The sequence below is a fragment of the Cellulophaga geojensis KL-A genome (genome assembly GCF_000568425.1).
GTDB classification, from domain to species: Bacteria; Bacteroidota; Bacteroidia; order Flavobacteriales; family Flavobacteriaceae; genus Cellulophaga; species Cellulophaga lytica.
Genome location: NZ_ARZX01000019.1, coordinates 41,036 through 67,737, shown reverse-complemented (window position 1 = coordinate 67,737; position 26,702 = coordinate 41,036). Strand labels below are relative to the sequence as shown.

At 31.6% G+C, this 26,702-nt stretch carries 18 protein-coding genes; 16 read left to right on the top strand and 2 right to left on the bottom strand.

Annotation, left to right across the window (positions count from 1 at the left end; all coding sequences use genetic code 11):
- The first annotated feature begins 82 nt into the window (after positions 1–82).
- The 9 genes from KLA_RS13610 (at position 83) to KLA_RS13570 (ending at position 18,527) form a co-directional block, all read left to right on the top strand.
- Entirely contained in the window at positions 83–12,940 is a 12,858-nt protein-coding gene (locus KLA_RS13610) for a T9SS type B sorting domain-containing protein (RefSeq protein WP_034646408.1), read from the top strand.
- A gap of 119 nt (positions 12,941–13,059) precedes the next feature.
- The gene (locus KLA_RS13605; RefSeq protein ID WP_034646407.1) at positions 13,060–13,254 is read left to right on the top strand and encodes a hypothetical protein; all 195 of its coding nucleotides are present in this window, start codon (positions 13,060–13,062) and stop codon (positions 13,252–13,254) included.
- A gap of 149 nt (positions 13,255–13,403) precedes the next feature.
- The gene (locus KLA_RS17655; protein ID WP_051456114.1) at positions 13,404–14,174 is read left to right on the top strand and encodes a phospholipase D family protein; all 771 of its coding nucleotides are present in this window, start codon (positions 13,404–13,406) and stop codon (positions 14,172–14,174) included.
- 26 nt (positions 14,175–14,200) lie between these two features.
- On the top strand, positions 14,201–15,415 hold the full coding sequence (locus tag KLA_RS13595) for a DUF4272 domain-containing protein (RefSeq protein WP_034646406.1): 1,215 nt from the start codon (positions 14,201–14,203) through the stop codon (positions 15,413–15,415).
- 123 nt (positions 15,416–15,538) lie between these two features.
- Entirely contained in the window at positions 15,539–16,156 is a 618-nt protein-coding gene (locus KLA_RS13590) for a hypothetical protein (RefSeq protein ID WP_084470731.1), read from the top strand.
- A gap of 40 nt (positions 16,157–16,196) precedes the next feature.
- Complete coding sequence (locus tag KLA_RS13585) at positions 16,197–16,685, top strand: AAA family ATPase (protein WP_034646405.1); 489 nt, start codon at positions 16,197–16,199, stop codon at positions 16,683–16,685.
- A gap of 23 nt (positions 16,686–16,708) precedes the next feature.
- Positions 16,709–17,092, top strand: coding sequence for a hypothetical protein (locus KLA_RS13580; RefSeq protein ID WP_051456113.1), 384 nt, complete (start codon positions 16,709–16,711; stop codon positions 17,090–17,092).
- Between the two features lie 21 nt (positions 17,093–17,113).
- On the top strand, positions 17,114–17,797 hold the full coding sequence (locus tag KLA_RS13575) for a hypothetical protein (protein WP_034646404.1): 684 nt from the start codon (positions 17,114–17,116) through the stop codon (positions 17,795–17,797).
- A gap of 124 nt (positions 17,798–17,921) precedes the next feature.
- The gene (locus KLA_RS13570) at positions 17,922–18,527 is read left to right on the top strand and encodes a DUF3592 domain-containing protein (protein ID WP_013622641.1); all 606 of its coding nucleotides are present in this window, start codon (positions 17,922–17,924) and stop codon (positions 18,525–18,527) included.
- Here KLA_RS13570 and KLA_RS13565 read toward each other — a convergent pair.
- Positions 18,524–19,333 carry a hypothetical protein gene (locus tag KLA_RS13565; RefSeq protein WP_034646403.1) on the bottom strand — a complete coding sequence of 270 codons (810 nt, stop codon included), beginning with the start codon at positions 19,331–19,333 and terminating at the stop codon, positions 18,524–18,526. The genes KLA_RS13570 and KLA_RS13565 overlap by 4 nt on opposite strands.
- 47 nt (positions 19,334–19,380) lie before the next feature.
- Entirely contained in the window at positions 19,381–19,833 is a 453-nt protein-coding gene (locus KLA_RS13560; protein WP_034646402.1) for a hypothetical protein, read from the bottom strand.
- Between the two features lie 163 nt (positions 19,834–19,996).
- Here KLA_RS13560 and KLA_RS13555 point away from each other — a divergent pair, with 163 nt between their 5' ends.
- From KLA_RS13555 to KLA_RS13525, 7 genes are all read left to right on the top strand, one after another.
- A complete protein-coding gene (locus KLA_RS13555) occupies positions 19,997–21,841 on the top strand; it encodes a tetratricopeptide repeat protein (RefSeq protein ID WP_034646400.1) in 1,845 nt (614 codons plus the stop codon).
- The gene (locus KLA_RS13550) at positions 21,838–22,572 is read left to right on the top strand and encodes a LytR/AlgR family response regulator transcription factor (RefSeq protein WP_013622637.1); all 735 of its coding nucleotides are present in this window, start codon (positions 21,838–21,840) and stop codon (positions 22,570–22,572) included. Before KLA_RS13555 ends, KLA_RS13550 begins: the two co-directional genes overlap by 4 nt.
- 108 nt (positions 22,573–22,680) lie before the next feature.
- Positions 22,681–23,091: a hypothetical protein gene (locus KLA_RS13545; RefSeq protein ID WP_034646399.1), complete on the top strand. Its 411-nt coding sequence runs from the start codon at positions 22,681–22,683 to the stop codon at positions 23,089–23,091.
- Between the two features lie 12 nt (positions 23,092–23,103).
- Positions 23,104–23,565, top strand: coding sequence for a DUF3806 domain-containing protein (locus tag KLA_RS13540; RefSeq protein ID WP_013622635.1), 462 nt, complete (start codon positions 23,104–23,106; stop codon positions 23,563–23,565).
- A 14-nt stretch (positions 23,566–23,579) separates the two neighbouring features.
- Positions 23,580–24,134 (top strand): hypothetical protein, encoded by a 555-nt coding sequence (locus KLA_RS13535; RefSeq protein ID WP_034646398.1) that lies wholly within the window; start codon positions 23,580–23,582, stop codon positions 24,132–24,134.
- 25 nt (positions 24,135–24,159) lie between these two features.
- The gene (locus KLA_RS13530; protein ID WP_034646397.1) at positions 24,160–24,870 is read left to right on the top strand and encodes a DUF6882 domain-containing protein; all 711 of its coding nucleotides are present in this window, start codon (positions 24,160–24,162) and stop codon (positions 24,868–24,870) included.
- A gap of 287 nt (positions 24,871–25,157) precedes the next feature.
- The gene (locus KLA_RS13525) at positions 25,158–26,615 is read left to right on the top strand and encodes an SH3 domain-containing protein (protein ID WP_034646396.1); all 1,458 of its coding nucleotides are present in this window, start codon (positions 25,158–25,160) and stop codon (positions 26,613–26,615) included.
- Positions 26,616–26,702: the final 87 nt, after the last annotated feature.

The following is a 26,702-nucleotide window of genomic DNA, read 5'->3' as shown; positions in this document are numbered from 1 at the left end:
CAACAAAATATTGCTTTTATGCCTACTTAATGTTCTTTTTGATAGTATTAATTATAGTGTTGTTACAACAAAATACCATCTGATGAACAAAAAAATACTTATTTTATTTTTACTATTAATCGGCTTTAGTTTTTCAATTCAAGCTCAATTAAGTGATTTACATTATTTACCGCCATTAAAGCAAGGTCAAAATAACCAAGCAGTGCAACAACAGGCTGTTTATTTATCTACACCAGAGCCAACTACTTTTACAGTAAATGCTTATAGGGGTACTAATATTACTCCCGTAGCTACGTTTAACATATCTAATGTTAGTCCGGCTGTATACACACTTGGTAACGGAGATAATAATATTACCTTGGTTACAAATGAAAATACTGGTGTTGTATTAAATAACAGTGGTTTACGATTTGAGTCGCCTAGCGGAAACAAATTCTATGTTAATTATAGGGGATATTCTGCAGCACAGGCCGCTTCTTTAACTTCTAAAGGTAGGGTTGCAATGGGTACTAGTTTTAAATGGGGTGGTATTCCCAATTTAGGTCAGCACTCATCTAAATCCAATACATTAGGCATAATGGCTACAGAAGATAACACTGTAGTAGATGTATATGGGTATGATCCAGACTGTGTATTTAGAAATGGTAATGATGTAGACGGACATACAGATAACACATACCAAATAACATTAAACGCAAATGAGTCTTTTGTTTTTGAAGCTTACGTTGGTAACTCTCCAACTCAAGCTCAAAGAGATGGTTGGATAGGAGCCTCTATTAAATCAACAAAAAATATTGTAATTAGTAATGGTGGTATGAACTTTGGTCGTCAGGCAGGTTCATCAAACCGTGATGCAGGTATAGATCAACCTGTACCAGAAAATAAATTAGGAAAAGATTATGTTTTTGTAAGAGGTAACGGTAATACAAATGGTACTACAGAGTTTCCTTTAATTATAGGAACAGCAGATAACACAAATATATATGTTAATGGTGGAGCAACACCAATAGCAACAATTGATGAAGGAGAATATTTTGAAATACCTAGTAGTTACTATTCTAGTAACAGCGTAGGAGCAAATATGTTTGTGCAAACCTCTAAAGATGCTTATGCTTACCAATGTATGGCAGGTGCGGCTGCTGTTTATACACAAGGTTTAAACTTTGTTGCTCCTGTAAACTGTTTGTTGCCAGATAATATGGATAATATTCCTAATATTAGAAATATGGCAGGAACTACTGTAACAGGTGGTGTTACTATTATTGCGGCAACTAATACTCCAGATGCAAACATAAAAGTTTATGAAAACGGAACAGAAATAACATCTATGCCAGCTTCAGTACCTGTTGCAGGTACGTCAGATTGGAAAACATTTTTTATACCAAATTTAGATGGAGATATAAGTGTACAATCTACAGGTCCTGTAGCTATTGGTTTTTTTGGTTATAACGGTGCTAGGGGTGTTGCAGGATATTTTTCTGGTTTTGATACAGTACCAGAAGTTATTTTAGAAATAAGAGGAGGTAGTGGTTGTTTTGTTGGATCAGAAATATATGAAGCCACAAGTAATTTTGACGCCTACCAATGGTTTGAAGATGGTGTACTTATACCAGGAGCAAATAGTCCAAATTATGCGCCGTCTGGGGCAGGAGAATTTTTTGTAAGAGGAACAAAAGGACCTTGTACATATGATTCTCAACCTATTAAAGCACTTTATTGCGATCCGGATGTTGTCTTGGATAAAACAGTAGATAAATCTGAGATTGTTGAAGGAGAAACAGCAACCTTTACAATTAAGGTTCGTAACTTAGGACTTGGGCCATTAACAAATCTTCAAATTACAGACAATATACCATCAGGCTTAACCTTGGTGTCTAGTTTTACTATTACTGGTTCTTTTAGTGGTAATGTATGGAACATTGGTACATTAGATGGTGGAGAAACGGCTGAGCTAGAACTAGTGGTTAGAGGAGATGAAATAGACATACTTCCTTTGTTAAATTTAGTAAATACCGTTACTAATACTCAAGACCAAACAGATACCAATCAAACTACAGATAGTCCTACAGCAAGAATTATTGTACATAACGATTATGATAATGACGGTGTAATTGACTCTATAGATTTAGATGATGATAATGATGGTATTTACGATTCTGTAGAGCAGCTTTGTACAATATCTAATGATGTAACTTTTACTTCTCCTTCTTCAACAATACAGGGAGGTACTCCAGTTACTGAAATTTTTACCAATTTTAATGATTTTTGGAGAAGTTCTTCAGCAAGTCAAAATAGCGTAAGGCCAAACCTTTCTCATGAGTTATTGGCATTTACTACTGGTGGAACTACTTTTTCTACTGGTGTTATAGATGATGATCTTTTTGATGCCAATAGTAATGGTTTAATGGATGGTATTGATACTAACAATGATGGTATCTCTGACTTAACTATTTCAGAATCTAATTGGTTAGGCTTAACACCTTCTAATAATATCTATGGTGAAATGACTATAGAAGGTAGTCTTAATGATGGCGATGTAAATAATGCTTTAGGTTTAACTGTAGTAAATGACCCAACTACAGATCCATTAAATCCATTATTAACTAATGGACAAAATGGTTTAGATTTAGGTACAGGTATAGCAAATATTGGAAACAGTTGGACTTATGAAATAGACCCAATTGTAGCTGCTACAGTTGGTGATGGTACACCAGATATTTTATTAACACAAATTGCCCAGCCAGGCGGAGCTGGTCACGTTATTAGCTTATATGATGCTAGTGGTGCTCCTTTAGGTAATGCAGTACAAGTAAGTGCTTCAGGTACAGGAGCATTATCTACCGTAGTTGGTTCTTATGATTTAGATGTGTATTACCCAAATGGTAGTGTTTTCTTTGCAAACACAAGTAGAGACTACCGTTTAGCAACCATAGAATTATCAGAATTTGGTATACCAGCTAGTAGTATTGGTGATGTTGCATTTTTACGTTTAGAATTATCTAGTGATGCAGATATTGCTTTTTTAGCTTACAATACAGACTCTTTTTCTGGTTTTTGTGCTAATTTAGATACAGATGGAGATGGTATTCCAGATCATTTAGATTTAGATAGTGATGGTGATGGTTGTAGTGATGCTAATGAATATTATAAAGACGATAATGCAGATGGTGGAGACGATGGCTTTTATGGTGCAGGAACACCTGTTGTAGATCCTTCAGATGGTACTGTAATAGCAGCACCATACGTAGAAGTTTTAGCTCCAGAAATTTTACTAGGGAACACTGTTGAAGATTTATCTGGTAATGATATTAATGGTGATGATGTTACTTTAGGACAAACAATGCAGTATGTGTTGCGTTTTCAAAATACCGGAGATGATGATGCTACAAATTATACCATAAGAAATATACTACCAGAGAATGTTATTTTAGATGGTGTAGATGTTTCTGGTGCTCCTGGAGTTTCTTATACACATGATGTTGCTAACCATACATTAAACTTTACTGTACCAGATAATCTGGTAGAAGTAGGGGATACAGAATATGTAATAAGAATAAAAGTATCTATTACAGCTAATTGTTCAGAGTTTGTTGCAGCTTGTTCTTCAACTTTAGAAAACGTAGCTTATTCTACCTACCAAGGAACAGTAAATACAAATACTTTTACAGATGAAGGAGGGGCAACTTCTATTGGAGCTTGTACAAGAGATCCAGAAGTAGCAAGTAATTCAATTTTAAGTGACTTGTCATCTTGTAATCAAGCAAGAACAGTTCAATTATGTGGAGACTTTGTAGTTTTAACTGCAGGTGAAGGGTTTACTGCATATAACTGGGTGCTAGATAATAACAATAATGGTGTTGTAGATGCTGGTGACACTGTGTTAAATGATGGTGATCCAGATGGTAACCCAAGAACATACCGCACAACAGATATAGGCAATTTTATTGTAGAAAAAACAGGAGACGGTAGTTGCCCTAATTTAGTAGAGCGTATTACTGTAGAGCGTTTTGGCTCAACACAAACTAACCCTGTGTTAGACTACTTTAATTATGTAAATAGTGATGCTAATCCGGATAATGATATGCAAGGTGAAGTTATAGAATGCCCTATAGATGGTAGTCTATTGCCAAAAATTTATTTATGTGGTGCAGCAGATGAAGCAACAATACAACTAGGTATTACAGATGCAGAAAGTATTACTTGGGAAAAATTAGATGAGGCTAGTTGTTCTGATGCTGGTGATGATTGTGCTAATAAAAACTTAACATGTACATGGAACGCTGTTTCTAATGTAGATAATTTTACAGCAACAGAAAGTGGTGAGTACAGAGTTGTTGTAAGTTATTCTGGTGGATGTTTTAGTCGTTTTTACTTTAAAGTTTATAAAAACGAATTAGATATAGAATATACCTCTAAAAACATTTTATGTGATACAGATGGTAATATAAGAGTAACCAACGTAGGTACAGGTTATGGTTTTCAGTTAGTAGATGCAGTTAGTGGTGCTATAGTAGTTCCTTTTTCTGATAATAACGGTCCTAATTTTGATATAGCAACTATTGGTACTTATAGAGTACAGGTTACACAATTAAACCCAGCAGATAATACGCCTATAGATGGTGCTTGTATTTTTGAAACCGAAGATATAGGTGTTAGAGAAGATATTTTTTCAACAGAAATTACTACAACTCCAGAAGATTGTAATGATGGTGGTACAATTAAAGTACAAGTATCTAATGCATTGCCTAATTATAGTTATGAGCTTCGTTTAGATGACGGCTCTAATGGCGGTGCAGGTTCTCCTTTGCGTATTCACCCAACAGAAACAGATAATACTTATGAATTTACTGGTGTTACAGCTGGTGACTATATTGTAATTACATCTACACAAGATGGTTGTTTAGATACTAAAAACATTACTGTAGATAAAATTGAAGACCTAAGATTAGGAGCAGTTACTACAGCAAACATCACTTGTACATCTGGTGTTGTAGATTTAACGCCAACAGGTGGTTTACCAAGTCCAGTATACAAAATGGCTATTTGGAGTAAAGATGGTAGTCAACTATATACTGATGAAGCTTCTATACCAGATTCTGCTTTTACAGAAAGTACTAGTTTCTTATTTGGTTATAAAGGTTCTCCTTTAACTTATTTCCCTAATGAAGATGGTGAATACACATTTATAGTTAAAGATGGTAATGGTTGTTATGCTATTTCATCTCCGGTAACTGTTGAAGATTTGGGAACGCCACAAATAACAGCTACACACAGTACAATTACATGTGCAGACTCTGCAACATCTACATTAACAGTAAATGTTACTGGTGGTACAGCTCCTTATAGATATAGTTTAGATGATGGTACTACTTACCAAACAGTTAATGAGTTTAGCAACTTGGCAGCAGGTTTTTATACCATTACTGTTATGGATTCTAGCGGAGCAACAGTAGATACAGGTTGTGAAGTAAGTGAAGATTATGAAATAGACCAGCCATTTAGACTTACAGCTTCTGCAGCTATAATAGAAGATGCTTCTTGTAACCCTGCTGGAGCTTTAGTAAAAATACTAAACCCTAATGGAGGAGATGGTACATACGAGTATAGCTTTAATGGAGGAGGAACTTTTAGTGCTACAGATACAGCAAATTTAGCTCCTGGAGATTATGAGTTAGTTTTAAGAGATGGTTTAGGATGTACTTATGAGATGGAAATAACTGTTCCAGATCCAATTACAACACCAACTTTTGATACTGATGTTACTTATGATTGTATTGGAGATGGTACAATAACTGTTACACCATCTAATACATCAGATTTTAGATATGTTTACAAACTAAATACAGTAGATAATACACCAGCAGATAACAATGTATTTACAGGTGTAACTAATGGCACACATACTATTTCTGTAGATTATGCAAGTGCATTAACAGCTAGCCAGTCTACATTATTCTACGAGAGCTTTGGATCTGGTGCTACTACACAAATAGCAGAAATAGGATCTGATTATTGTTATGAACCACAAAGTGGTGCAGAAACAGCTTGTAATCGTGGTCCGGCTGGTATTTTAGTAAACGGAGAATATACAGTTACAAATTTTGTAACCAATCCGGTTCCTAGCTTTAGAAGCCCTAATGACCATACAGGTTTAACAGATGGTCGTTTCTTAGCTATTGATGTTAGTACATTTTCAGACGTATATGCAGCGCCAGTTTTAAACGGAGTGTTATGGTCTAGAAACGGAATAGAAATATTACCTAATCAAGAGATTACATTCTCTTTATGGGCTTACAACTTAATGCAGGTTGGTAGTAGTGGTAATAATCCAGAAATGACAATAGAACTTGTAGATGGTTCTGGTACAGTAATTTCTAGTGTTGCAACTGCAGAAATTCCTAAAAATACAAATGAAGACGATTGGCATAACCGTACAGTTACTTTTAATCCTGGTGCTAATACAACTGTAGGTATTGTTATACGTAACAATGTAAATAGTAATGATGGTAACGATTTAATAATAGATGACCTTAGAGCAACTCAGGCACCAGAAGCTTGTGCTCAATCAGCAGATATAACTGTTATTGTAGAAGATAATAAAGAATTTAGTGCAGCATTACTAGGAACAAAAGATCCTAGCTGTAATGGAGGTTCAGATGGTAATATCCGTTTTGAAGTTTCTAATTTTGATACAACAACAGGGTTTGAGTATTCTGTAGATGGTGGTACAAACTGGATAATATCTTTAACATCGCCAGTAACAACAGCATCTAATTTAGCAGACGGTGCATACAATGTACTTATTCGTAAAGTAAGTGATAACGTTTGTGTTACAAACTTTAATGCAACATTAACAGAGCCATCAGCAATAGTTCCTAGTTTAGGTGAAACTTCTGAATACACCTGTTTTAATACAGGAGCAACATTAACAGCTTCTGCTACAGGTGGCTCTCCTGGTTATGAGTATCAGTTAGAAAGAGCTGCAGATAACTCTACTGTTAGAGCATACCAAACAGAAGTAGATTTTATAAATGTTACTGAAGGAGATTATGTAGTTCGTGTTAAAGATGCAAAAGGCTGTGAGGTTGTATTAACTACAGCTGTAACAGTAGATAAATTTGAAGACATAGATTTTGATTTAACTGCTACATCATGTTATGATGGGGCTAACAACGCAACTGTAACTGTTACAGTTACAAGTGGTAATGGTAATTATAACTTTAGAATAAATGGTGGAGCTTGGATTACTCCAACGCCATCAACTTCTAACATACATACATTTACAGGTTTACCTAATGGAAGTTATGATGTAGAAGTAACAGATGCATTTGGTTGTGTATCTACAACACAGACAATTGTTATTCAGCCAAACTTAAACGCAACAGTAGATGTTGTAGATGTTAGTTCTTGTGCAGATGGTAGTATAACTGTAGATGCAACTGGCGGAGATGGTAATTTAGCTTATGCTTTTGTACCAACTACAACTCCTGTTACTGCTGCAGATTTTTCAGGAACAGATACATTTGTGGTGGCTGCAGCAGATGCAGGTACTTATGATGTATATGTATGGGACAACGGTGCAGCAGACCCACATTGTGAGTTTATGGAGACCGTAACAGTGAATCCAGCAACTCCTTTAACTTTTACTGCTACACCAACAGATCCTGAATGTTATAATGGTTTAGGAACTATAGCTGTAGAGGTAACGTCTGGTATAGCACCATATACGTATGAAATTATAGATATAGATAACGCTGGTGCTTCTAATGAGACAGTTACCAATGTAATTAATAATACCAAAACTTTTTATAATCTAAACCCAGGAAATTATACAATTAACATTACAGATGCTAGTGGTTGTACAGTAACAACTACTCCTAACGTAACTATTAGTAATCCTGATGAGTTAACAGCAGATATTATAGGGGAAACACCTACTACTTGTACTGGTACAGCTAGTGATTTTGGGTTTAGATTTGATGCGTATCCTAGTACTTTAGGTACTATACAATTTAGTGCAGATGGTGGTGCTACTTGGACGGCAGATAACTCTGTACCTGGAACATCAGATATTTTAACTGGTTATTTATCAGGGGAAAGTGTTTATCCTTCTATGAGAACGGTAGATGGTTCTGGAAATACTGTTTGCCAAACAGATTTCCCTAGATATATAATTCCTTATCCTTTAGATAATTTAGATATTACTTTAGACGCTGTTGTTGTAAATTGTAACGAGTTACAAGTAAAAGTACAAGGTTCACAAGGTACTCCGGGGTATGAGTATTCATTTTCTGAAGATCCGGCAAACTTTAACCCTGCTACTGCTACTTGGTTTGCAGGTGGAACAATAAATGATTCTGATAATACAATTCCTCCAAAAACTGTTCCTGCTGGTCACGGTAATTACTTGTGGTCGGGCTTAACTCCTGGTAGAACTTATGTTTTTTATGTGCGTGATTTTAACGGTTGTGTACGCCAGAGTGATGTGAATGTAAATGATATTGTAGATCCACTTCCTTTAGATGTTGACTTTACATCTACTCCTTCTTGTGATGGAGCAGATAACGCAACTATAGATTTTACAATTACTGATAATGCCGCTCCATTTGGAACACAATACAGATGGGAGTTATTTAATATGGCAGGTAATATTATTAGATCTAGTGGTAATGGTACTACGCCTGGTATGGCAGGTACAATTGTTACTTTTGATAGTAATTTACAAATAACCAATTTGGTGCCAGATGAATATTACATTGTAGTAACAGAAATTGACGGTGCTACAGATACGTGTATATCAGCATCAGAAAATGTATTGTTAGAAGAATTAGAACCTATTACTGCAACTTTAACAAAATTAGAAGATATTGCTTGTGATACTCCTGGACTTATTGCAGTAGAGGCTATTACTGGTGGTGGCGGTACATATACATTTACTCTAACAGATCCTTCTGCAACAGTAATTGCTACGGGTACTCCAGATAATCCATTAGAGATTCCTGCAGGTTCTGTAGCTGGTAATTATACAGTTAGTATTAGTGATCAATATGGTTGTGAGTATCCTTTAGGAACAATTAATATGTCTTTAGCTGCTAACCCAACTATTGATGGTGTTGATGTAGATAATTGTGATACATCTGCAACGGTAATAGTGAATACAACTATTGGAGATTCATCAACTTTAGTTTATTCTATAGATGGTGGTGCAAATTACGTTTCTAACGGAGGAGTTTTTAATAATGTAGCTGTAGGTACTTATACTATTTTTGTAAAAGATGGTAACGGTTGTACAGATTCATTCGCTACAGAAGTTTTCCCAACATTACAAGCATCAGCAACTTTAGAACAAAGTTTAGGTTGTACTAATGATGCAGAAATTTTAATTGAAGCTTCTCAAGGTTCTGGTAATTATGAGTATAGAATTTTAGACTCATCTTCTGTAGAAGTAATAGGTAGAACAGCATTTACAACATCTGTTACCGCTACTGTATCCACTACTGATATATATTCTGTAGAGGTTTATGATACAAATACATTAACACCAGAGTGTGTAAGAACGTTTACTGTAAATGTTCCTGCGGCAATACAGCCAGACTTTACAGCAACAGCAACAGACTTAACGTGTAACAGCTCAGCAGACGGAATAATTAAAATTACAGAAGTTAATAATGGAAATAATCCTTTATCATATTCTATAGTACCGAATGTTGCTACGTATGATGCTACAACAAATTCGTTCTCTGGTTTACCTGCAGGATCTTATGATGTTACAGGTACAGGACCAAACGGTTGTGTAACTACTAGAACATCTATAGTGGTAGCAGAACCAAGTATAGTAGCATTTGATACACCAGTTGTAAACAACTTTGGTTGTACAACAGACAATAGTACAAATAACGCAACTATTGTTTTAAATGAAGCAAGTATAACAGGAGGTAGTAACACATATTCTCGTTATGAGTTTGAAGATGTAGCTACTGGTGATATATTACAAACAGGTACAACTGCAACTTATATATATACAGATTTTGCAGGTGGAGATGTAATAGTTCGTGTTTTTGATGATAGAGGTTGTAGTGCAGAACAAACGGTTAACGTACCTGCTTACAATCAATTATTATCTGCAGATGTAGTTGTAACAGATGCTATAGCTTGTTCTAATGCAGGAGAAGACATTAGAGTAGAAGTTACAGGTAGTATTACTAGTTACACTACAGGTGCTAACCCAGGAGATTATCAATTTACAGTATTGCCAAGTGGTACACCACAGGCATCAAATGTATTTGCAGATTTACAACCAGGTACGCATACTATTTTAATAGAAAACACAGCTACAGGTTGCCAAATTACAGCAGAACACATTGTGTCTGAACCAAATACTTTTGATGTAGAGGTTAATGTACTGTCTGACGTAATATGTTTTGGAGATGAAGGGCAAATTAGTCTTACTATGAGTGATGCTACTTATACAGGAGGATTTACTTATAGAGTTTACCAAACAAATAATACACCAGCAGATCCATCGGATGATGGTATAGCTATTAGAAGTGGTACTTCTGTAGATTTTGGACCAACTGCTCCAATAAATGTACCAGCTGGTAATTATAGAGTAGAGGTTATACAGGATGGTTTCCCAGACTGTACTCAAAATAGATTATTTAATATTAAATCGCCTAGCGCAGTTTTAGCTTTAGATCCTATAGCTACAGAAGATGTTGGTTGTACAAATGATATGGGTACAGCTAATATTAAACCAACTGGCGGTTTGGCTCCTTATACAATTACCATTGTAAATAATGTTACAATGGCTACAGAAACAGTAAACGGAGTTAACTCTTACTTGTTCCAAAACTTAGCTGCTGGGCAATATACAGTTACTGTAGATGATGCTTTAGGTTGTTCTAACTCATTCTCTAATGCGTTTAACTTAGTAGTTCCAGATCCAATAACAGGAAATATTTCTACTACAGCATTAGTTTGTTATGGAGATTCAGATGCAACTGCTACGTATACAGTAAATGCAAGAAACGTAACTACTACGTATAAGTATGTTTTAAATAAATATACTGATGCTAGTGGTAGTACTTTAGAGTCTAGTAGTGTTAGTCAGTCTGCAGATACATTTACAAATTTAAGTGCAGGTTTTTACAGTATTAGTGTAACAGATGCTATGAACTGTGCAGTGGAGTCTTCAATTGTAGAAATTGTAGATCCTTTAGAGCCTAATGCTAGACTAATAACTACAGCAGCACTTGGTTGTACAATTGGTGCAGAATTAGAGTTGTCTGCCGTTGGCGGTACTGCTCCGTATACTTGGAGTGCAGATGGTGTAACGTTTACACCTATGAACAATGCAAACGGTGCTAATACGCACGTATTTAGTGGTGTTGCAGATGGTACGTACCAATACTACGTTAGAGATAACTTTAATTGTATTTCTACGGTTTCTAATGTAGTAGTTATAGATCCTATAGCGCCATTAACATTGGTTGTAGATGAAAGTGCAGCGGTTATTAATTGTAACGGAGAAAGTACAGCTGTAATTACTGCAAGAGCAGATGGTGGTTTAGGTAATTATGAATACGGATTGTTTGCTGATGCCGCATTAACAAACCAAGTTAGAGCATACCAAACATCAGAAACATTTGCAGATTTACCAATGGGTACGTATTATGTAAACGTGCAGAGTGAAGATTGTGAAACATTGTCTAGTGCAATTAATATAACAGAACCAACTGCCTTAAGTGTAACACCAGATATTACTAATGTTAGTTGTAATGGTGATGATGATGGTAGCATTGTATTAAATGTAACAGGCGGTACGGGTAACTACCAGTACGCAATATCTCCAGACCTTAACAGGTTTGATGATGAAAATACGTTTGATGAACTTGTAGCTGGTGATTATAGTGTAATTGTACAAGATGCTAACGGTTGTTTTGAGCTTATAGAGTTTACAATTACAGAGCCTTTAGAACTAGAAATGAGTTTAACTTCTACAGCAGAAATTTGTGCTGGTGAAGAAGATGGTACAATTACAGTTACAGCAACTGGTGGTACAGCTCCTTACAGTACAAGTATAAATAGTAATGATGATGCAGATTTTGTAGAAGGAAGAATGTCATTTGCAGATTTAGCAGCTGGTACTTATGTAATATTTGTAAAAGACGCTATGGGTTGTATAACAAACGAAGTTGTAGAAATTGAAGGTGGTGCAAACTTAACAGCAAGTACAGAGGTTGTTTATGAGTGTACAGGTGATACACCAAACAATAGTGTTGCTATAATTTTTGAAGATCCTACAGTAGCAACAGATGTATTGTATGGTTTAGATACTACAGACCCAGCGTTAATGGTATTAGATCCAGACTTTACAAACTTAGCACCAGGTATGCATTATATAACTATTGCACACGCTAACGGATGTATTAATACAGTAGATTTTGAAATAGAAGACTTTACACCTTTACAACTAATTGTAGAGCAACAAAGTATTAATGAAATTACTGCATTAGCAACAGGTGGTAAGCCAGGTTATACATATTACTTTAATGATGTAGATAACGGAGAAGATAATACGTTCTATATTACTAAAACAGATACGTATACAGTACGTGTTGTAGATGAAAACGGATGTGAGTCTATACAAACCATATTTATGGAGTTTATAGATATTGAAATTCCTAATTTCTTTACACCAGATGGTGATGGTCAAAACGATTTTTGGATACCTAAAAACATAGATCAGTTCCCAGATATTTACATTACTATTTTTGACCGTTATGGTAGAGAAGTATATAAATTAGAGGATAACGAACAAGGTTGGGACGGTTTATACCAAAATACAAATTTACCAACCGGAGATTACTGGTATGTTATTAAGCTTAATGGTGAAAGTGATGACAGAGAATTTATGGGTCACTTTACATTATACAGATAACAATTTTTGTTATAATTTTACTAAACCCTTCTAATTTTTAGAAGGGTTTTTTATTTACACTTATAATTAAAATTGTATTTATTACATTTGAAAAATCTTATACAAACAAACTTTTAAGGTTGGGAACTACCAAATTTGTACTATTTACCGCAGACAATAAATACGTAGTAGAGTATTTGTTGCAACAACTTATACTTAGCGATAGTATTACAGAAGCCTTAATTTTTGAAGAATATGACCTAGCAGTAGGTTTTAGAAAAATGCTTGCTAAAAACTGTAAGTTAGACTGCTCTATAAACACATATATAGAATAATTTTTTGCTGTATTAAAAAACAATCTCTAAATTACTAACTGTAAGAACTATCTTTAGTAATTGAGAGTTAATTCTTTTTTTTTTGTATTTCAGTTATATCTATTAAAAGTAGTTCTTTAAAAAAGTAAATTATAAAACAATTACACTTAATGTATTATAACGGAGCAATATGTGATATTTATATAGGTAAAGGTGCTGGTACAAAACTGATGAAAGAAATTAACAGAGCTAAAAATTCTATTAAAATTGTATCGCCATATTTATCACCTTCTTTGATTAAAGAATTAATTGATTTTCACGAAAAAAATATTGATATTGAATTGGTTACTACTGATGATATTGAAGATTTTCAAATAAATAAAAATGGTCGTAGTAAAAATATACATAAGTTAATTATTCAAAACAGAGTTGTAGATGATGAAGCTGTTAAAAAAAGAGAAGAATGGTTGGTGTTAAAAAAAGTACTTAATTCAATTGGATGGGGTTTATTTACCAGTCTATTTCTTTCAGGATATTACCTTAGGAACATCAATGTTTTTTTTGGTTTACTTCCCGTTTTTTTTATTTTTCTAATTGCTAAAATTTATAAGAGAAAAATTAAATTAAAACGAATATATTCATATTGGTATTCTCAGCTGTTTCCTTTTAAAGTTTATTTATCACCAAGGAAAAACTATTTAAGTGACACTTTTATACATAGTAAAATATATCTAATAGATGATAAGATTGCTTATTTAGGGTCGTTAAACTTTACAGCAAGTGGAACAAAACATAATTATGAAACAAGAATAAGAACGGAAGACCCAAAAGCAATACATGAGATAAAAGAAGAAATATCACATTTACTAAATCATTCTCATTTGCCAGAAATAGATATTCAAATGTGGGGTAAACAATTATACAGAGAACCTATTAATTAAAAAGAGTAAATAGATAAATAATACATATGATTTGTACCGTATACACGCATAAAGTTGGTGTAGATAAAATTGTAGAAGTGTTAAAAAAAAGCATTTCTAATGTAAGTGTAAATACTACAGAAAATTCTAGTATAATAGTAGCAGAAACCAAAGGTGGTTTGTTTGGTAAAGACAGTAAATTACTTATTAATTACAGAGAACGTTTACAACCAGATTATCAAATTCACGCAACAGAAGATTGCCCCTTAAACGAGAATTTAAAAGGTTTATATGGTTATATAAACTCTTTACCTACTAATAATGACAAAGTAAAAGGATTGTTTTTAGCCAAAGTACAAACCTTAAATGCAGAGTTTTCTATTCAGCAAGAGGGTAGTATTAAAAACTTAAAAGAAATAATTTTAGAGTTAGCACAAGAGTTAGACGCGGTACTTTTTGTACAGCCAGATGCACCAATATCTAAATCTAATGGTCAGCATTTTTTAGATAAAAATTTAGATTTAATTATAGATGGTGAAGGTAATTGTGAAATAGAAGATCTGGTAGTGAATATAGACACTAAGTATTATGATAAACCAATACATAATGTTACAGAGGATCAAAAATTAAGAAAAGAACAAAATGATGCTTTTATAGCATCAAAAAATATAAAAGTAAATAAGAATTTACCATTTGTAGAGAGTGAAGAAAGTGTAGAAATTCGTTCGGCAAAAGAAATAGCAGAGCGTGTAACTATATTGGCTATTACAAACTTTGTTGCATTCAATTCTATGTCTGGGGCAGATGCTTTGGCATATATTAATGAACACAATTTATTAAGTTTGGTTACTCCAGCAGAAATGGATTTTTTACAAGACCCTACTGAAGACAAAAAAAGTCAAGAAACTTGGAAATGTGAGTGTATTTGGGTGCTTTTTTGGGCTTTAAACAAGGTAAATAACATAGGTTTTCCTAATACTTTAGCAGACCTAAATAATATACCATCAGAGGAGTACCCGGTTGGTAAAAATAAAAATCCTTGGGACTTTATAAACGGTCAAACAACAGTTAGGAGTACTACAGAAATACTTAATGCAAACGATTTATATTACCGTTTAGATTGGGCTTGTGTAGACGCAAGAATTAATGGTGTACAATTAGAAGAAGTACACCCAGGCGTGGTTTATGAGCGTCATTACGCGTTAAACTGGCTTATAAATTACAATAACGCGCAGTGGGATAATGTTACGTGTGACACTTAAAATTTATAGAGTAATTGATTTTATATTCAAATACAAAACAAAATGCAACGCATATAAAAGGCTTTCTTTTTTAGCTGATAGTTTTCTTATTTTAATACTTAGTTTAAATATAAAATTAGTAGAATGAGTGATTTTTTAAATGAAGATGAAAGATCTAAAGAAATAGAAAAATTAGCTGAGCAAGCAAAAAATGGTGAACATAAAATTTACCCAATACTTAAACCAGGAGATTGGGTAGGTATTAAAGCAGGCGCTGTAAAGTCTAATTTTATAGGTACAGATGATGATTTAAAAGTGGTTATTGGTTTTGGTTATGATACTCCAAATGATTTTATATTTTTAACTCACAAACATTTAGAAAAACTAGATCCGGATGCCGTATTAAAAGAAGCATTTAAAAATTTAGAAGAATTTGAAACTGAATTTACAGCTTTAGAAAAATTAGATAATAAAGTTTTAACTTCTAGTGGTTTAGATTTTTCTAGTGAGCGCATATTATCACCTAAGCATATGCGCAAAGCACATGAAATGCTAGATGCTGAAGAAATTTTAGTAAGTATTCCTAGGCGTACCTGTATGATGGCAGTATCTAGACACGCAGATGCTACGCTATTAGGCACTTTTGTAAATCTACATGTTGCTACTTGGGAAGATGATAGTTATGGAAATGCACCAATATCAAATTTACTTTTTGTGCTTAAAGAAGGGCAAATTGTTGGTACAATTCCTATAGATAAGTAATTATTTACGTTCTTTATTTTTTTAAATAAAGTATAAAGTTATGATACATTTAATTGTTGGTAATACTGGATCTGGTAAAACTACTTATGCAACTAAATTAAAAAAAGAAACAAACGGGGTTGTATTTTCTATAGATAAATGGAACAAGACATTGTTTCTTGTAGATAAAAAACCAGAAGATGGTTTAGAGTGGTTTTTAGAACGCATAAATAGGGCAGAGGATATTATTTTAAATGTAGTGCAGCAACTGCAGGAGTCTAATGTTGCTGCAATTTTAGATTTAGGACTCTCTAAATATAGTCATAGGGAGAAGTTTAGAAAATTTGCAGAAGAAAATGGGTTTAAAGTAAAAACTCATTTTTTAGATATTTCTAAAGAAACTAGGTTTAAAAGAATAATGCAAAGAAACACACAAAAAGGAGATACGTTTGAATTTGAAGTAAGCAAAGAAAATTTTGACTTTATGGAAACTTGGTTTGAGAAGCCAAGCAATGATGAAATGAAAAACGGAATTGTTATTAAAGAATAACGGTTAAACTATAAAAACAAAAAATGAGTACATTACAGTTAAAAGAAAATATAAATTCAAAAGTACAAAACCTAATGATTGATACTTTTGAGATTGTTGGAGCAAACAAAGGAAACTTATCTATTGCAGACTTATTAAAAGGAGAACCAACATTAGAAAACGTTTTTTTTATGGTAAAAGACACCGGCTTTTATGAAGAAAATGATACTATGAGCCTTTTAAAGGCTTTAAATATAGAGTTTTTAGAAAACAACGGAACTAAAGAAGATGAGTTGCATAAAGCTTGGTCTACAATGGTTGCAACTATGAACAAAGCAACATCTCAAGAAGACTTTAATGCAAAATTTGCCCTATTTGTTCCATTAGTATTAAAAAAAATGAACGAGTTTAAGGCACAAGCAAACTAGTTTATTTAGTAAATATAAGGTATGAACAACTTGCTTTATGAGGTTAAATATGCTGTAGAAACATATTTTAAATTTCTGCAAGACAATTACAATTTTACTTCTTTTGAGCAAGTTCCCTTGGCGTATGAATATCATTTTAAAGCCAAGGATAAAGCTAATAATTTTATAAATATTCATATAGAGTTAATAGCCTCTACACCAATTTGGGTAAACTTTAATGGTGCTTATATTGAAGATATAATATCTAGTGATGTAGTAAATGCATACAATCAAGAGCTACACAGTTTGTATGATAAAAACTTTAAAAAGTATTTAAAAACTAAAGATGTTGCTTATATAAGTGCCAATATAGATAATTACAATTTATATGGTAAAAGTATAAATGAAAAACGACTACAGTATATAGCAAAAGTTATTAATAAAGATTTTTATGCTCTAGTTGAGGCTAGTAATAAATTAAAACAACTTAAAAATAGTAAGGATAAAAAGGCTAATAAGCATATAAATTCTAATACGCTTAACGAGTTTGTTTTACTATCCAAATCACAAAAATTTAAACAAAAATTTAAGTATAATAAAACACTATGTATAGATACTGAAAAGTGCCAAATAGAAGTGGTAAGTTATACTGAATTAGAAGATGTAATAAAAAAAATATTAAAAAGTAAGATAAACTTACAAATAGAATGGTTTTTTGTTAATTAACTGTTTAAATTTCAGTTAAATGGTGTATTAGATGAGAATTTACTATAAAAACACTTTTTTTTATGATATATTTTACATATATTAAGTATCAAATTTATTATCTACTATAACTTTTGAGCTTTATATGGCTATAATTGCAAGTACAATTTTTTTGGTAATTGGGTTGCTGTTAATTTTAGGTTTTCTGTACATCTTATTTAGAAACGGAAGAATTAAAAGAAACGGTATATTAACTAATGCAAAAGTTGTATCTATATCTTTTGAGAAAGGTTCAGAGAATGAAGAAGGATTCTCTGGTATTATAAAGGTTCCTGTTTATAGTTTTGAGTATTTTAAAAACGAAAAAATAAAAAGTTGTAGAATTAAAGGAAGAAGCAATTCTAAAGTAAAAATAGGAGATATCACACCTGTTTACTATCACCCTAAAAACCCATCTAAAGATTACTTTTTACCCAAAAAAGATTTTTTTGTTAAGTATATGTATTTACTTATTGGCTTTATATTTTTTAGTATAGGAATTTCTAAAGGGTATAATTTTTATAGTAATTATTTTAATGTATTAGGAATACCTGATGTTACTAAGGAAAACTTTTTAAAAGTTATTTTATTGGTCTTTATAGGCTTTGTTTTATGGTCTTTGCTTATTAATATTGTCAATACATTTATCTACAATAAAAAAAATAAAGGCATTAAAATTAATTCGCAAAAATTTTATAAAAAAGCAGTTTAATTCCAATCAGTTTTTTGGTATTCATCTATCCATTCTTTTGGGTAAGTAGCATATAAATCTTTTAAAAGTTTTTTGTTAGCATCTGTTTTTTTAAAGTCCATATAAAAGCTACCTAAAAGCCAAACATCTGTATTTTTTAAATTTGTTTTATGCAAGTTGTATAATACTTCCTTAGCACTATCACTAGTATCTAATAGCAGTAAAACTAATGAGCCAGCTGTTAAAAAACTACTCTTAAAATAATAATGAAGTCCTTTTTTTATACGGTTAACCAATGCTTTGTTATTTAAAAAAGGGGCAAACTTAGCGTGTTTTTTTCTAAGATTAGGAAATGTGGTATAGCTATTACAGAGTTTTGTAAATTGTAAAAAATTAGCATAGTCATTATATAATATATCGTAAACAGAGTCAGAGTTTTCATTGTTTTTTATACCAAATAATAAATACAGTATATCTGCGTCTAAAAACGTATTATCTAAATCATTGTCATCTATATTGTGCGCTAAAGCTTTTAAAAATAAAGGGTAATGTTTCTCTAAAGGCTTGTATATGTTACCTAGTTTAAGTTGGTAATAAAATGCCAAATAAATATCTTCATCATCAATTTTAGACATTTTGGTACTCATTACTCTGCTTATTTCATAGTGGTATGAAGGATAAAATTGTCCTTGAAAATTATTTTCATACGCCTCTTTTTCACTCGCAATAAAATGTTTTATAATACCAACATTGTCTTTTTTAATTGCTGCTGCAAAATTTAAATTACCATATAATTCATTTTGCTTTTCTAATAAACTATTGCTCATTTATTTCATTTTAATAACTAGTTACACCTATTGTTTAATTGTATTTTTTAAACATAATCTACTAGTGTACCCTTAGCTGCTTTGTTTGCTAATCTTTTTGCTTTAGTTTCTTGTGTGTCAAAAGGTGCAATATTGGAAAGTGAAACTCCAAGATCTTTTTCTATATTTTCTTTAGAAACTTCTAACGCTTTTTTTACAAATAATGGATACATATCTTTATAAAACCAATCTTGTAAGTTGTCATAAAACTTATTACCAAAATCATAAAAAGTATTTTTAGTGCTTATCTCATACTTTTTATCATTAAAAATAAAAAAATAGTTTAAGTTAATTATAATACTAGTGTTAGCACCTTCCTTATCGTCTGGCCAATCATAAATTAAAAACATAGCATCATCTATACTAATTTTTGGTGTAATTTTTTTAGTAACTTCTTTTTTGTGTGTTATTTCAAAACCACCACCTTTTGTGATGTTTTCAATAGTTTCTGTATAGTCCATATTCATTTTTTATAAAGCCAAAATAACATTCATTTTTATAAAGTTATAGATGCTTTTTATAACCGACGCTAACGGTTTTATATTTGCCATATAGTTGTTAAAAAAATTTCTGTTTCACTTTAAAAATGTTAGTTTCGTTTGTTAAAGAATAGTACTTGCATACATGAAATATTGCTTTTTTGTTAATAGGTTGGTTTATAGTGTTTTATTGCTTGTTTTATTTAGTTGTACCAACACAGAAAACAACCAAATAGATTTTGATGAAACTCTTAAAATTACAGACAGTCTCTCACAGTTTAATTATGAAAAATCTATTAATATTTTAGATAGCTTACAAAGCAACCTAAAAGGACTTACACCGCAGCAAAACGCTTTAATTTTATTTAAAAAAGGAGAAATTTATTATGTAAACGATTTGTTTTTAGAGGCTATTAATACACATAAAAAAGCAAAAGATTTATTTATAAATTTAAATGATAACTACAATACAACCAGAAGTTTAATAACGCTAAGTGCCGCAAATTTACGCTTTAATAATTTAGAAAAAGCACAAGAATTTGCTTTAGAAGCATTAAAAAATGCTAGTTCATTAAAAGACAAAAGGCTACTTGCTAAGGCAAATAACTTACTGTTTCAGTTACACTTTACATTAAAAGATTATCCTAAGGCTTTAGAGTATATAAAAAAGGCCGATAATATTTTTACAAACCAAAACGATACCACTTCTGTAATTGCTATAAAGTCTAATATTGCTGGTATTTATTTAAAACAAAAAGAGTACAACAAAGCATTACTAGCTTACCAGGAGGCTTTAGAACTTGGTAAAAACATAAAATCTCCGCAAACTATTGTAAAATTGCTTAACAATATAGGTTACACTTATATAGAAACAGAACAATATGCTTCTGCAGCTAAATTTTTACAGGCAGCAATTAGCGTAAATAAAAATATTAGCGTAATTAATGGAGCTCCGTATAAGGGACTTGGTTTTACCTATTTTTTAAATAACGATTTTGTTACAGCTAAAGCATATTATAAAAAGGCAATAGAAATTTTTGAACAGAATAAAGATACGCCTCAACAAATACAAATTTTAGATAAACTTATAACTATTGCAATACGCACTAATAAGCCAGAGGAAGCTTTGGCGTATCAAGAAAAAAGGGATGCTTTACAAATAAAACAGCATACTAAAGAAACAGAACGCTTACTGCACTTTTCTACTGTAAAATATAAGGCAAAAGAAAAAGAAGCAGAACTTTTGTTTTTAAAACAAATTAGCGCAAAAAACAGGTTGCTTTATGGTAGTTTGGTTGCTGCTTTGTTATTACTTTTAGTGCTATTGGGTGCTTATTTATACATTACTAAGCTTAAAGCGGCCAATAAGGCATCAGAACTAGAGCAAAGCTTGCTAAGAATGCAAATGAATCCACATTTTATTTTTAATACACTAGCTGCAATACAAAATATTACTCTAGAAAAAGACCCTGTAAAATCATCAAATTATATTGCCAAATTTGCTAAGCTTATACGCCAAAATTTTGATTATGTACGTAAAGAAGAAATTAGTTTGGAACGAGAAATTAATATGATATCTAACTACATAGAAACACAACAATTACGTTTTGATTATGCTTTTAAATACATTTTAAATGTAGCCGAAAATTGTGATGTTAAAAGCTTAAAAGTACCGCCAATGCTATTACAACCCTTTTTAGAAAATGCTATAGAATACGGGTTAAAAGAGAAAAAAGATGGTGGTATTTTAGAACTAAATATAACCAAAGAAAATACTAAACTTTGTTTTGTGATAAAAGATAATGGCGTGGGAAGATCACATCAATCTAAAACAAAAAAAAGTAAAGAGTTACACGCAACAGATGTTTTTAAAGAACGATTAAAATTGCGTAAAAAAGGAGAAGAAAAAAGTTTTAAGATACAAGATTTGTATAGCGAAAATAATGAAGCTATAGGAACCAAAATTACATTTAAAATTAATATTGTATGATACAAGTTGTTATAATAGAGGACGAGTTTAATGCCCAAAACACCTTGTCTAAATTACTAGAATACACACAAAAAGACATAGAAATTATTGCAAAAATAGACTCTGTTGATAAAGCCATACAATTTTTAAAAACGCATACACCAGATTTAGTTTTTATGGACATAGAGCTAATTGGTGGTAATGCATTTTCTATACTAGATGCTTTAAAAAATATTTCTTTTAAAATAATTTTTACAACTGCTTATGATGATTTTGCCATACAAGCAATACGTGTAGATGCTGTAGACTATTTGCTTAAACCTATAGATTCTGATGAGCTTACAGCTTGTGTAGATAGGTTTAGAGTTGCATATAAGCAAGATAAAAAATTAAAAAACTTAGAAAAAAAAGTTGAAGCTTTTGAGGCCAAAGAAGAGCAAAAAAACTTACTTATTAAAACAACTCAAGAGCAGCATATTTTGCCTTTAAATGATATAATTAGGTGCCAGTCAGACGGTAGTTATACCATTTTTTATACTGCAGATAAAAAAATAATGAGTGCACGTAATTTAAAATATTATGAGAACATTTTAAGTGATCAAATTTTTGTTAGGGTACACCAGTCGCACCTAGTAAACATTAATTATATAGAGTCTATAATATTAAGTAATATATTACTAAAAGACGGAGAGAAAATACCATTGGCATCAAGAAAAAAAAGTTATTTAAAACAGTTTTTAGCCAATTTATAAACGGATTTAAAACAAAAAACAACGCTTGTAAAACCGTTTATAATAAGGTGTGTTTTAGTGCTATTTTAGAATCTTAGATTATTAAAATAAACACTAAAACATACTATTATGGGACTTAAAGAAAAGAAAATTACAAAAGCATTTCAAGACGAAAAATTTCCTGCGTTAAAAGACCAAATTGTTGCTGCAGCTGGCTTTGATGTACCTTTAGAAATAGAATGGGAAACATTATTTGAAGACCGTTTTACGCATTTGTATATGGATACATATTCTCAAATTTATTTTGAGCCATTAGTGCAAGCTTTTACAGCAATTACTGCAGATGATATGGGTAAAGAAGCATTACAAGAAGGACTTAAAAAAGTTGTAATTGTAAACAGAGATAATCACCACAATCCAGAAAGAGCCTATACTTTTACAGATGGTACTTTAGAAGTAAACCATTGCCCAGTAAGTAATGCTCCAGATGTTAATAGCAGAGTAAAAGTACTTACAGATTTGTTAGAAAACAACCTTTAAATTTTAAGTAATATGCAAACTACACTAAGAGATTTAACAGAAGAGGAATTAAGTACTTTAGAGTTAGACTTAGATTTAGCATATTCTATTTGTAAAAAATATGAGCCAGAATTTAAAGGCGAATTTACTGTTAGTTTGTTAACCAAGGTTTTTGAGCTTTGGTTAGCAGACAATACAGATATTATTGCAAATGAAGACATAGCAGATTTTAATTCTAAATGTGCTACTAAACCAACACCAAAAATGGTGCAATTTGGTTTGGGAGCAGCTTACGGTGAAGTATTAAATGAAGAGTTTGCTACGCATTGGAAACATATTACAGATGAGTATGGGCAGGAGATTTGCATTCGTCATAAAAACCCTGTGTATACCACATTTCCTTATACTATTGTTAGCAAAAGAATAGACTCTAAAGAAACAAACTTTTTTGCGCCAATTATGGAAACAATGAGGTATAATATTACTAAAAATTAAGAATTACTGTTTTAATGACTGATGGAGATAAAAGTACAGACCAGTATACTCAAATAAAAAAGGATACTTATACTGGTTTGCTATTGTTTTATAGAGATTGTGATTTAGATGAATCAATACTATTAAACTATAAAAAAAATCAAATACTAAAAGAAGAAGGTTTTACAGATGTATCTGTGTTTTCTGAAGGATTATCTAAAAATGTACGCTTTACCATAGCAACAAATAAGGCCATTAATATGGCTAAAATTAATCCGGATGTAGCAAAGTTTGGCTTTTTTGTTTTAAGAGCACCAGCGTATTATAAAGTGTTAGATATTTATAAGGAAGAAAACAAAACACATATTATTTTACTACATTTAAGTATGGAGTATGTACCTTTCTTTAAATACAATACCACAGCTATAGATGAGCAAATTATTAAGTTAGCAAAAGACAGGTTTAGCCGTAATATTGTTAGTGAATGTAATAAGTTTTTATATGAAGAAGAGTGGTTAGAAAGAACCAAACACCCAATAGGTATGACAGATGATGGCGAGCTTTTTTTGTCTTTAGAAACTAAAAATTAATAAAAACAATTACTTAAAATTAAAAATGGAAAACGATAATACTTTAGATACTAGTAAATTTACAAATATAGCTAAGCAAAAACCACAATCGTTTAATGATTTGTTAGAGGCTTTTGCCGGCTTGTCTTTTGAGAAACAATTTGTTTTTGCAGATGTAATAGGAGACAATGGTTGGCAGCTAAATATGAACACTGCAAGTATTGTTTTTGGAGATGTATCTTTTCCAATACAAGTAATAGGTTCTTTCTCATTTAATAACAACTCTTGGATGTGGGGATGGGCAAATACCCAAAGCGGAATTCCAGAAAATTTATTGTTACAGTCTAACAAATTAAAAGAATTTGGAGAGGAGCACGGTATAAATGAGCTAGTAGAGCCACATTTTAACTCAGATGAAGGTTTTGAACACAAAATAGGAATGGTAGCTTGTGGTTTATTTAACTCTAAAAGTTATTACTGCGCTAATTACGGACAAGGAACATTAGTTGTAACTATAGATGATGAAAAAATACCAGCTATAGATAAAAGTCAGTTAGAGAAAGTACTAACTTCTTTTCCGCAATTAATTAGTTCTGTTGTACTAAACCACAAACAAGCTTTTAAAAATTACTTAATAGATCGTGATTTTAAACTTTATATTTCAGACAGTGAAATAGAAGGACTAAAAGACGGTAAAATAGTAACTGCTAAGTTTGATGATTTAGATAGGTTAGAATCTTTAAAGGGAAAACTCTAAAATTTAGAATCCAACTAAACCAAATAAGTAAGGCTCTGTAGCATAATTGTTACAGAGCTTTTTATGTTGTAGCCAACTATATAGTATAAATGTTGGGATATTACAACAAGTAAACAGGCTTTAAAAACCCAACAGTAGCAATTAAAGTATTTTTATATTATTAACAATAAAACTAATTTAGAGGAGGTTAGCGTATTTTATAATTAGTTTAGAATCCCTTTATGCAGTGATGTATTCATAAATTAGATATGCTTAATTTGTAAATTAGAAACCTAAAGAACTGTCTAATGAAATTATATTATATATTAATTTTCCTTTTTGTATGTTTTACTACTAAAGCGCAAGAGTATTATATTATAAATGCAGAAAGCGGACTAAATGTTAGGAAAAGTGCTAATGTAAGTGGAAAAAAAGTGGCAAAAATACCTTACGGAGTTTTAGTAAAAAAAATTGAAGATACTGCTATACCATTAACAGTTTACGATAATGGCACACCTGTAATGGGCAAATGGGTTAAAATTAGATATGATAATTATTTGTATTTGGTTTCTAAAGAAGAGCAACAAATACAAAAAGAAGGTTATGTTTTTGATGGCTATTTAAAACAATATAATAACCCTAATTTAAAAATTTCTACAAAAAAAATAAACGAATTAGCGTATACTAAAATAGTTTCTAAACTACCTAAAGTTTCACACACCTATAAAAAAATAGGAGATCTTGACTCAGTAAAAACCTTATTAAAAGATAAGGTTACTTGGAAAACGATTTTTTATGATGAAAAATATTTAAGAGATGATGCTCTAGAGAGCATTACATTAGCTAACGGACAAAAACTTTTGCTAAATCAAGAATCTAATGATTATGGTTTTTCTAAAGGGTGGTCTGGTTATTATCCAGATCTAGGTATTTTAATGCTAGAGGGCGGACATTCTTCAGATATGGTAATACATATAAAAACAGGCGAGTCTAATAATACTGTTGGTAACCCAGAGTATTTAATTACTTCTCCTACAGGTAAGTATCGCCTAAACGGTTACTATGGTGGTCAGGAATGCGTTACATATTCTCTTCAAAAAAAAATAGATGGTAAATATAGTTATTTGGGTAAGGTTAACCCAGATTATGATATTTGTGTGTTTCATAGTTTTACTTGGGTTAGTGATACTCAGTTTGTATACACATTAATATTACCTGAAGATTATGCAGAAAAGACCCCTAGACTAACATATTATTCAGGAGAAATAGAGGATAAAACACCAATAACACAGCAAACAAAAAATTTTAAAGCTATAGCTAGTTTAATAAAAACAAGAACATTACCAACTATAGATACTACTAATTTTGACAATTTTAGCAAAACCAATTTCTATAAAAAAGAAGCAGTTAAAGTATTACAGTTACAAAAAATATACCCTAATTATTTTAAAGAAGGGTATAACAACAAATCTATTGCATCATACAAACTAGAATTTTCTAAAGATTTTTATTCGCTAGTAATAGTTACTTACAAAGGAGATCATGAAATGGAATCTACGTTAATTAACTACAGTTTAAATGGTAAATTAATAGATTATAAAACAATTTCTTATGACGAAATAGCTGAAGGTTGGGCTAGAATAGAATCTAAAATTGACAAAGACAAACTTACAATTACAGATATTCTTTGGACTGATGACAAACAAGAAGAAATAACGTATTTTAAAATAGCATCAAACGGAAAAATTATTCAAATTACAAAATAACTATTAGTTACACTAATACCCTGTAAAACGGGTGTTGTTTTCACTAGAAATAGGCTTATAATACAGCTATAATAGTTTCATCTTTGG

Excerpts from the sequence above, each read along its gene's own strand:
- KLA_RS13575 (WP_034646404.1), top strand. The coding sequence starts at position 17,114 with ATGAACAACTTGCTTTATGAGGTTAAATATGCTGTAGAAACATATTTT.
- KLA_RS13595 (WP_034646406.1), top strand. The coding sequence starts at position 14,201 with ATGATTTGTACCGTATACACGCATAAAGTTGGTGTAGATAAAATTGTA.
- KLA_RS13585 (WP_034646405.1), top strand. The coding sequence starts at position 16,197 with ATGATACATTTAATTGTTGGTAATACTGGATCTGGTAAAACTACTTAT.
- KLA_RS17655 (WP_051456114.1), top strand. The coding sequence starts at position 13,404 with ATGTATTATAACGGAGCAATATGTGATATTTATATAGGTAAAGGTGCT.
- KLA_RS13570 (WP_013622641.1), top strand. The coding sequence starts at position 17,922 with ATGGCTATAATTGCAAGTACAATTTTTTTGGTAATTGGGTTGCTGTTA.
- KLA_RS13580 (WP_051456113.1), top strand. The coding sequence starts at position 16,709 with ATGAGTACATTACAGTTAAAAGAAAATATAAATTCAAAAGTACAAAAC.
- KLA_RS13545 (WP_034646399.1), top strand. The coding sequence starts at position 22,681 with ATGGGACTTAAAGAAAAGAAAATTACAAAAGCATTTCAAGACGAAAAA.
- KLA_RS13560 (WP_034646402.1), bottom strand. The coding sequence starts at position 19,833 with ATGGACTATACAGAAACTATTGAAAACATCACAAAAGGTGGTGGTTTT.
- KLA_RS13540 (WP_013622635.1), top strand. The coding sequence starts at position 23,104 with ATGCAAACTACACTAAGAGATTTAACAGAAGAGGAATTAAGTACTTTA.
- KLA_RS13590 (WP_084470731.1), top strand. The coding sequence starts at position 15,539 with ATGAGTGATTTTTTAAATGAAGATGAAAGATCTAAAGAAATAGAAAAA.
- KLA_RS13530 (WP_034646397.1), top strand. The coding sequence starts at position 24,160 with ATGGAAAACGATAATACTTTAGATACTAGTAAATTTACAAATATAGCT.
- KLA_RS13555 (WP_034646400.1), top strand. The coding sequence starts at position 19,997 with ATGAAATATTGCTTTTTTGTTAATAGGTTGGTTTATAGTGTTTTATTG.
- KLA_RS13610 (WP_034646408.1), top strand. The coding sequence starts at position 83 with ATGAACAAAAAAATACTTATTTTATTTTTACTATTAATCGGCTTTAGT.
- KLA_RS13565 (WP_034646403.1), bottom strand. The coding sequence starts at position 19,333 with ATGAGCAATAGTTTATTAGAAAAGCAAAATGAATTATATGGTAATTTA.
- KLA_RS13535 (WP_034646398.1), top strand. The coding sequence starts at position 23,580 with ATGACTGATGGAGATAAAAGTACAGACCAGTATACTCAAATAAAAAAG.
- KLA_RS13525 (WP_034646396.1), top strand. The coding sequence starts at position 25,158 with ATGAAATTATATTATATATTAATTTTCCTTTTTGTATGTTTTACTACT.
- KLA_RS13550 (WP_013622637.1), top strand. The coding sequence starts at position 21,838 with ATGATACAAGTTGTTATAATAGAGGACGAGTTTAATGCCCAAAACACC.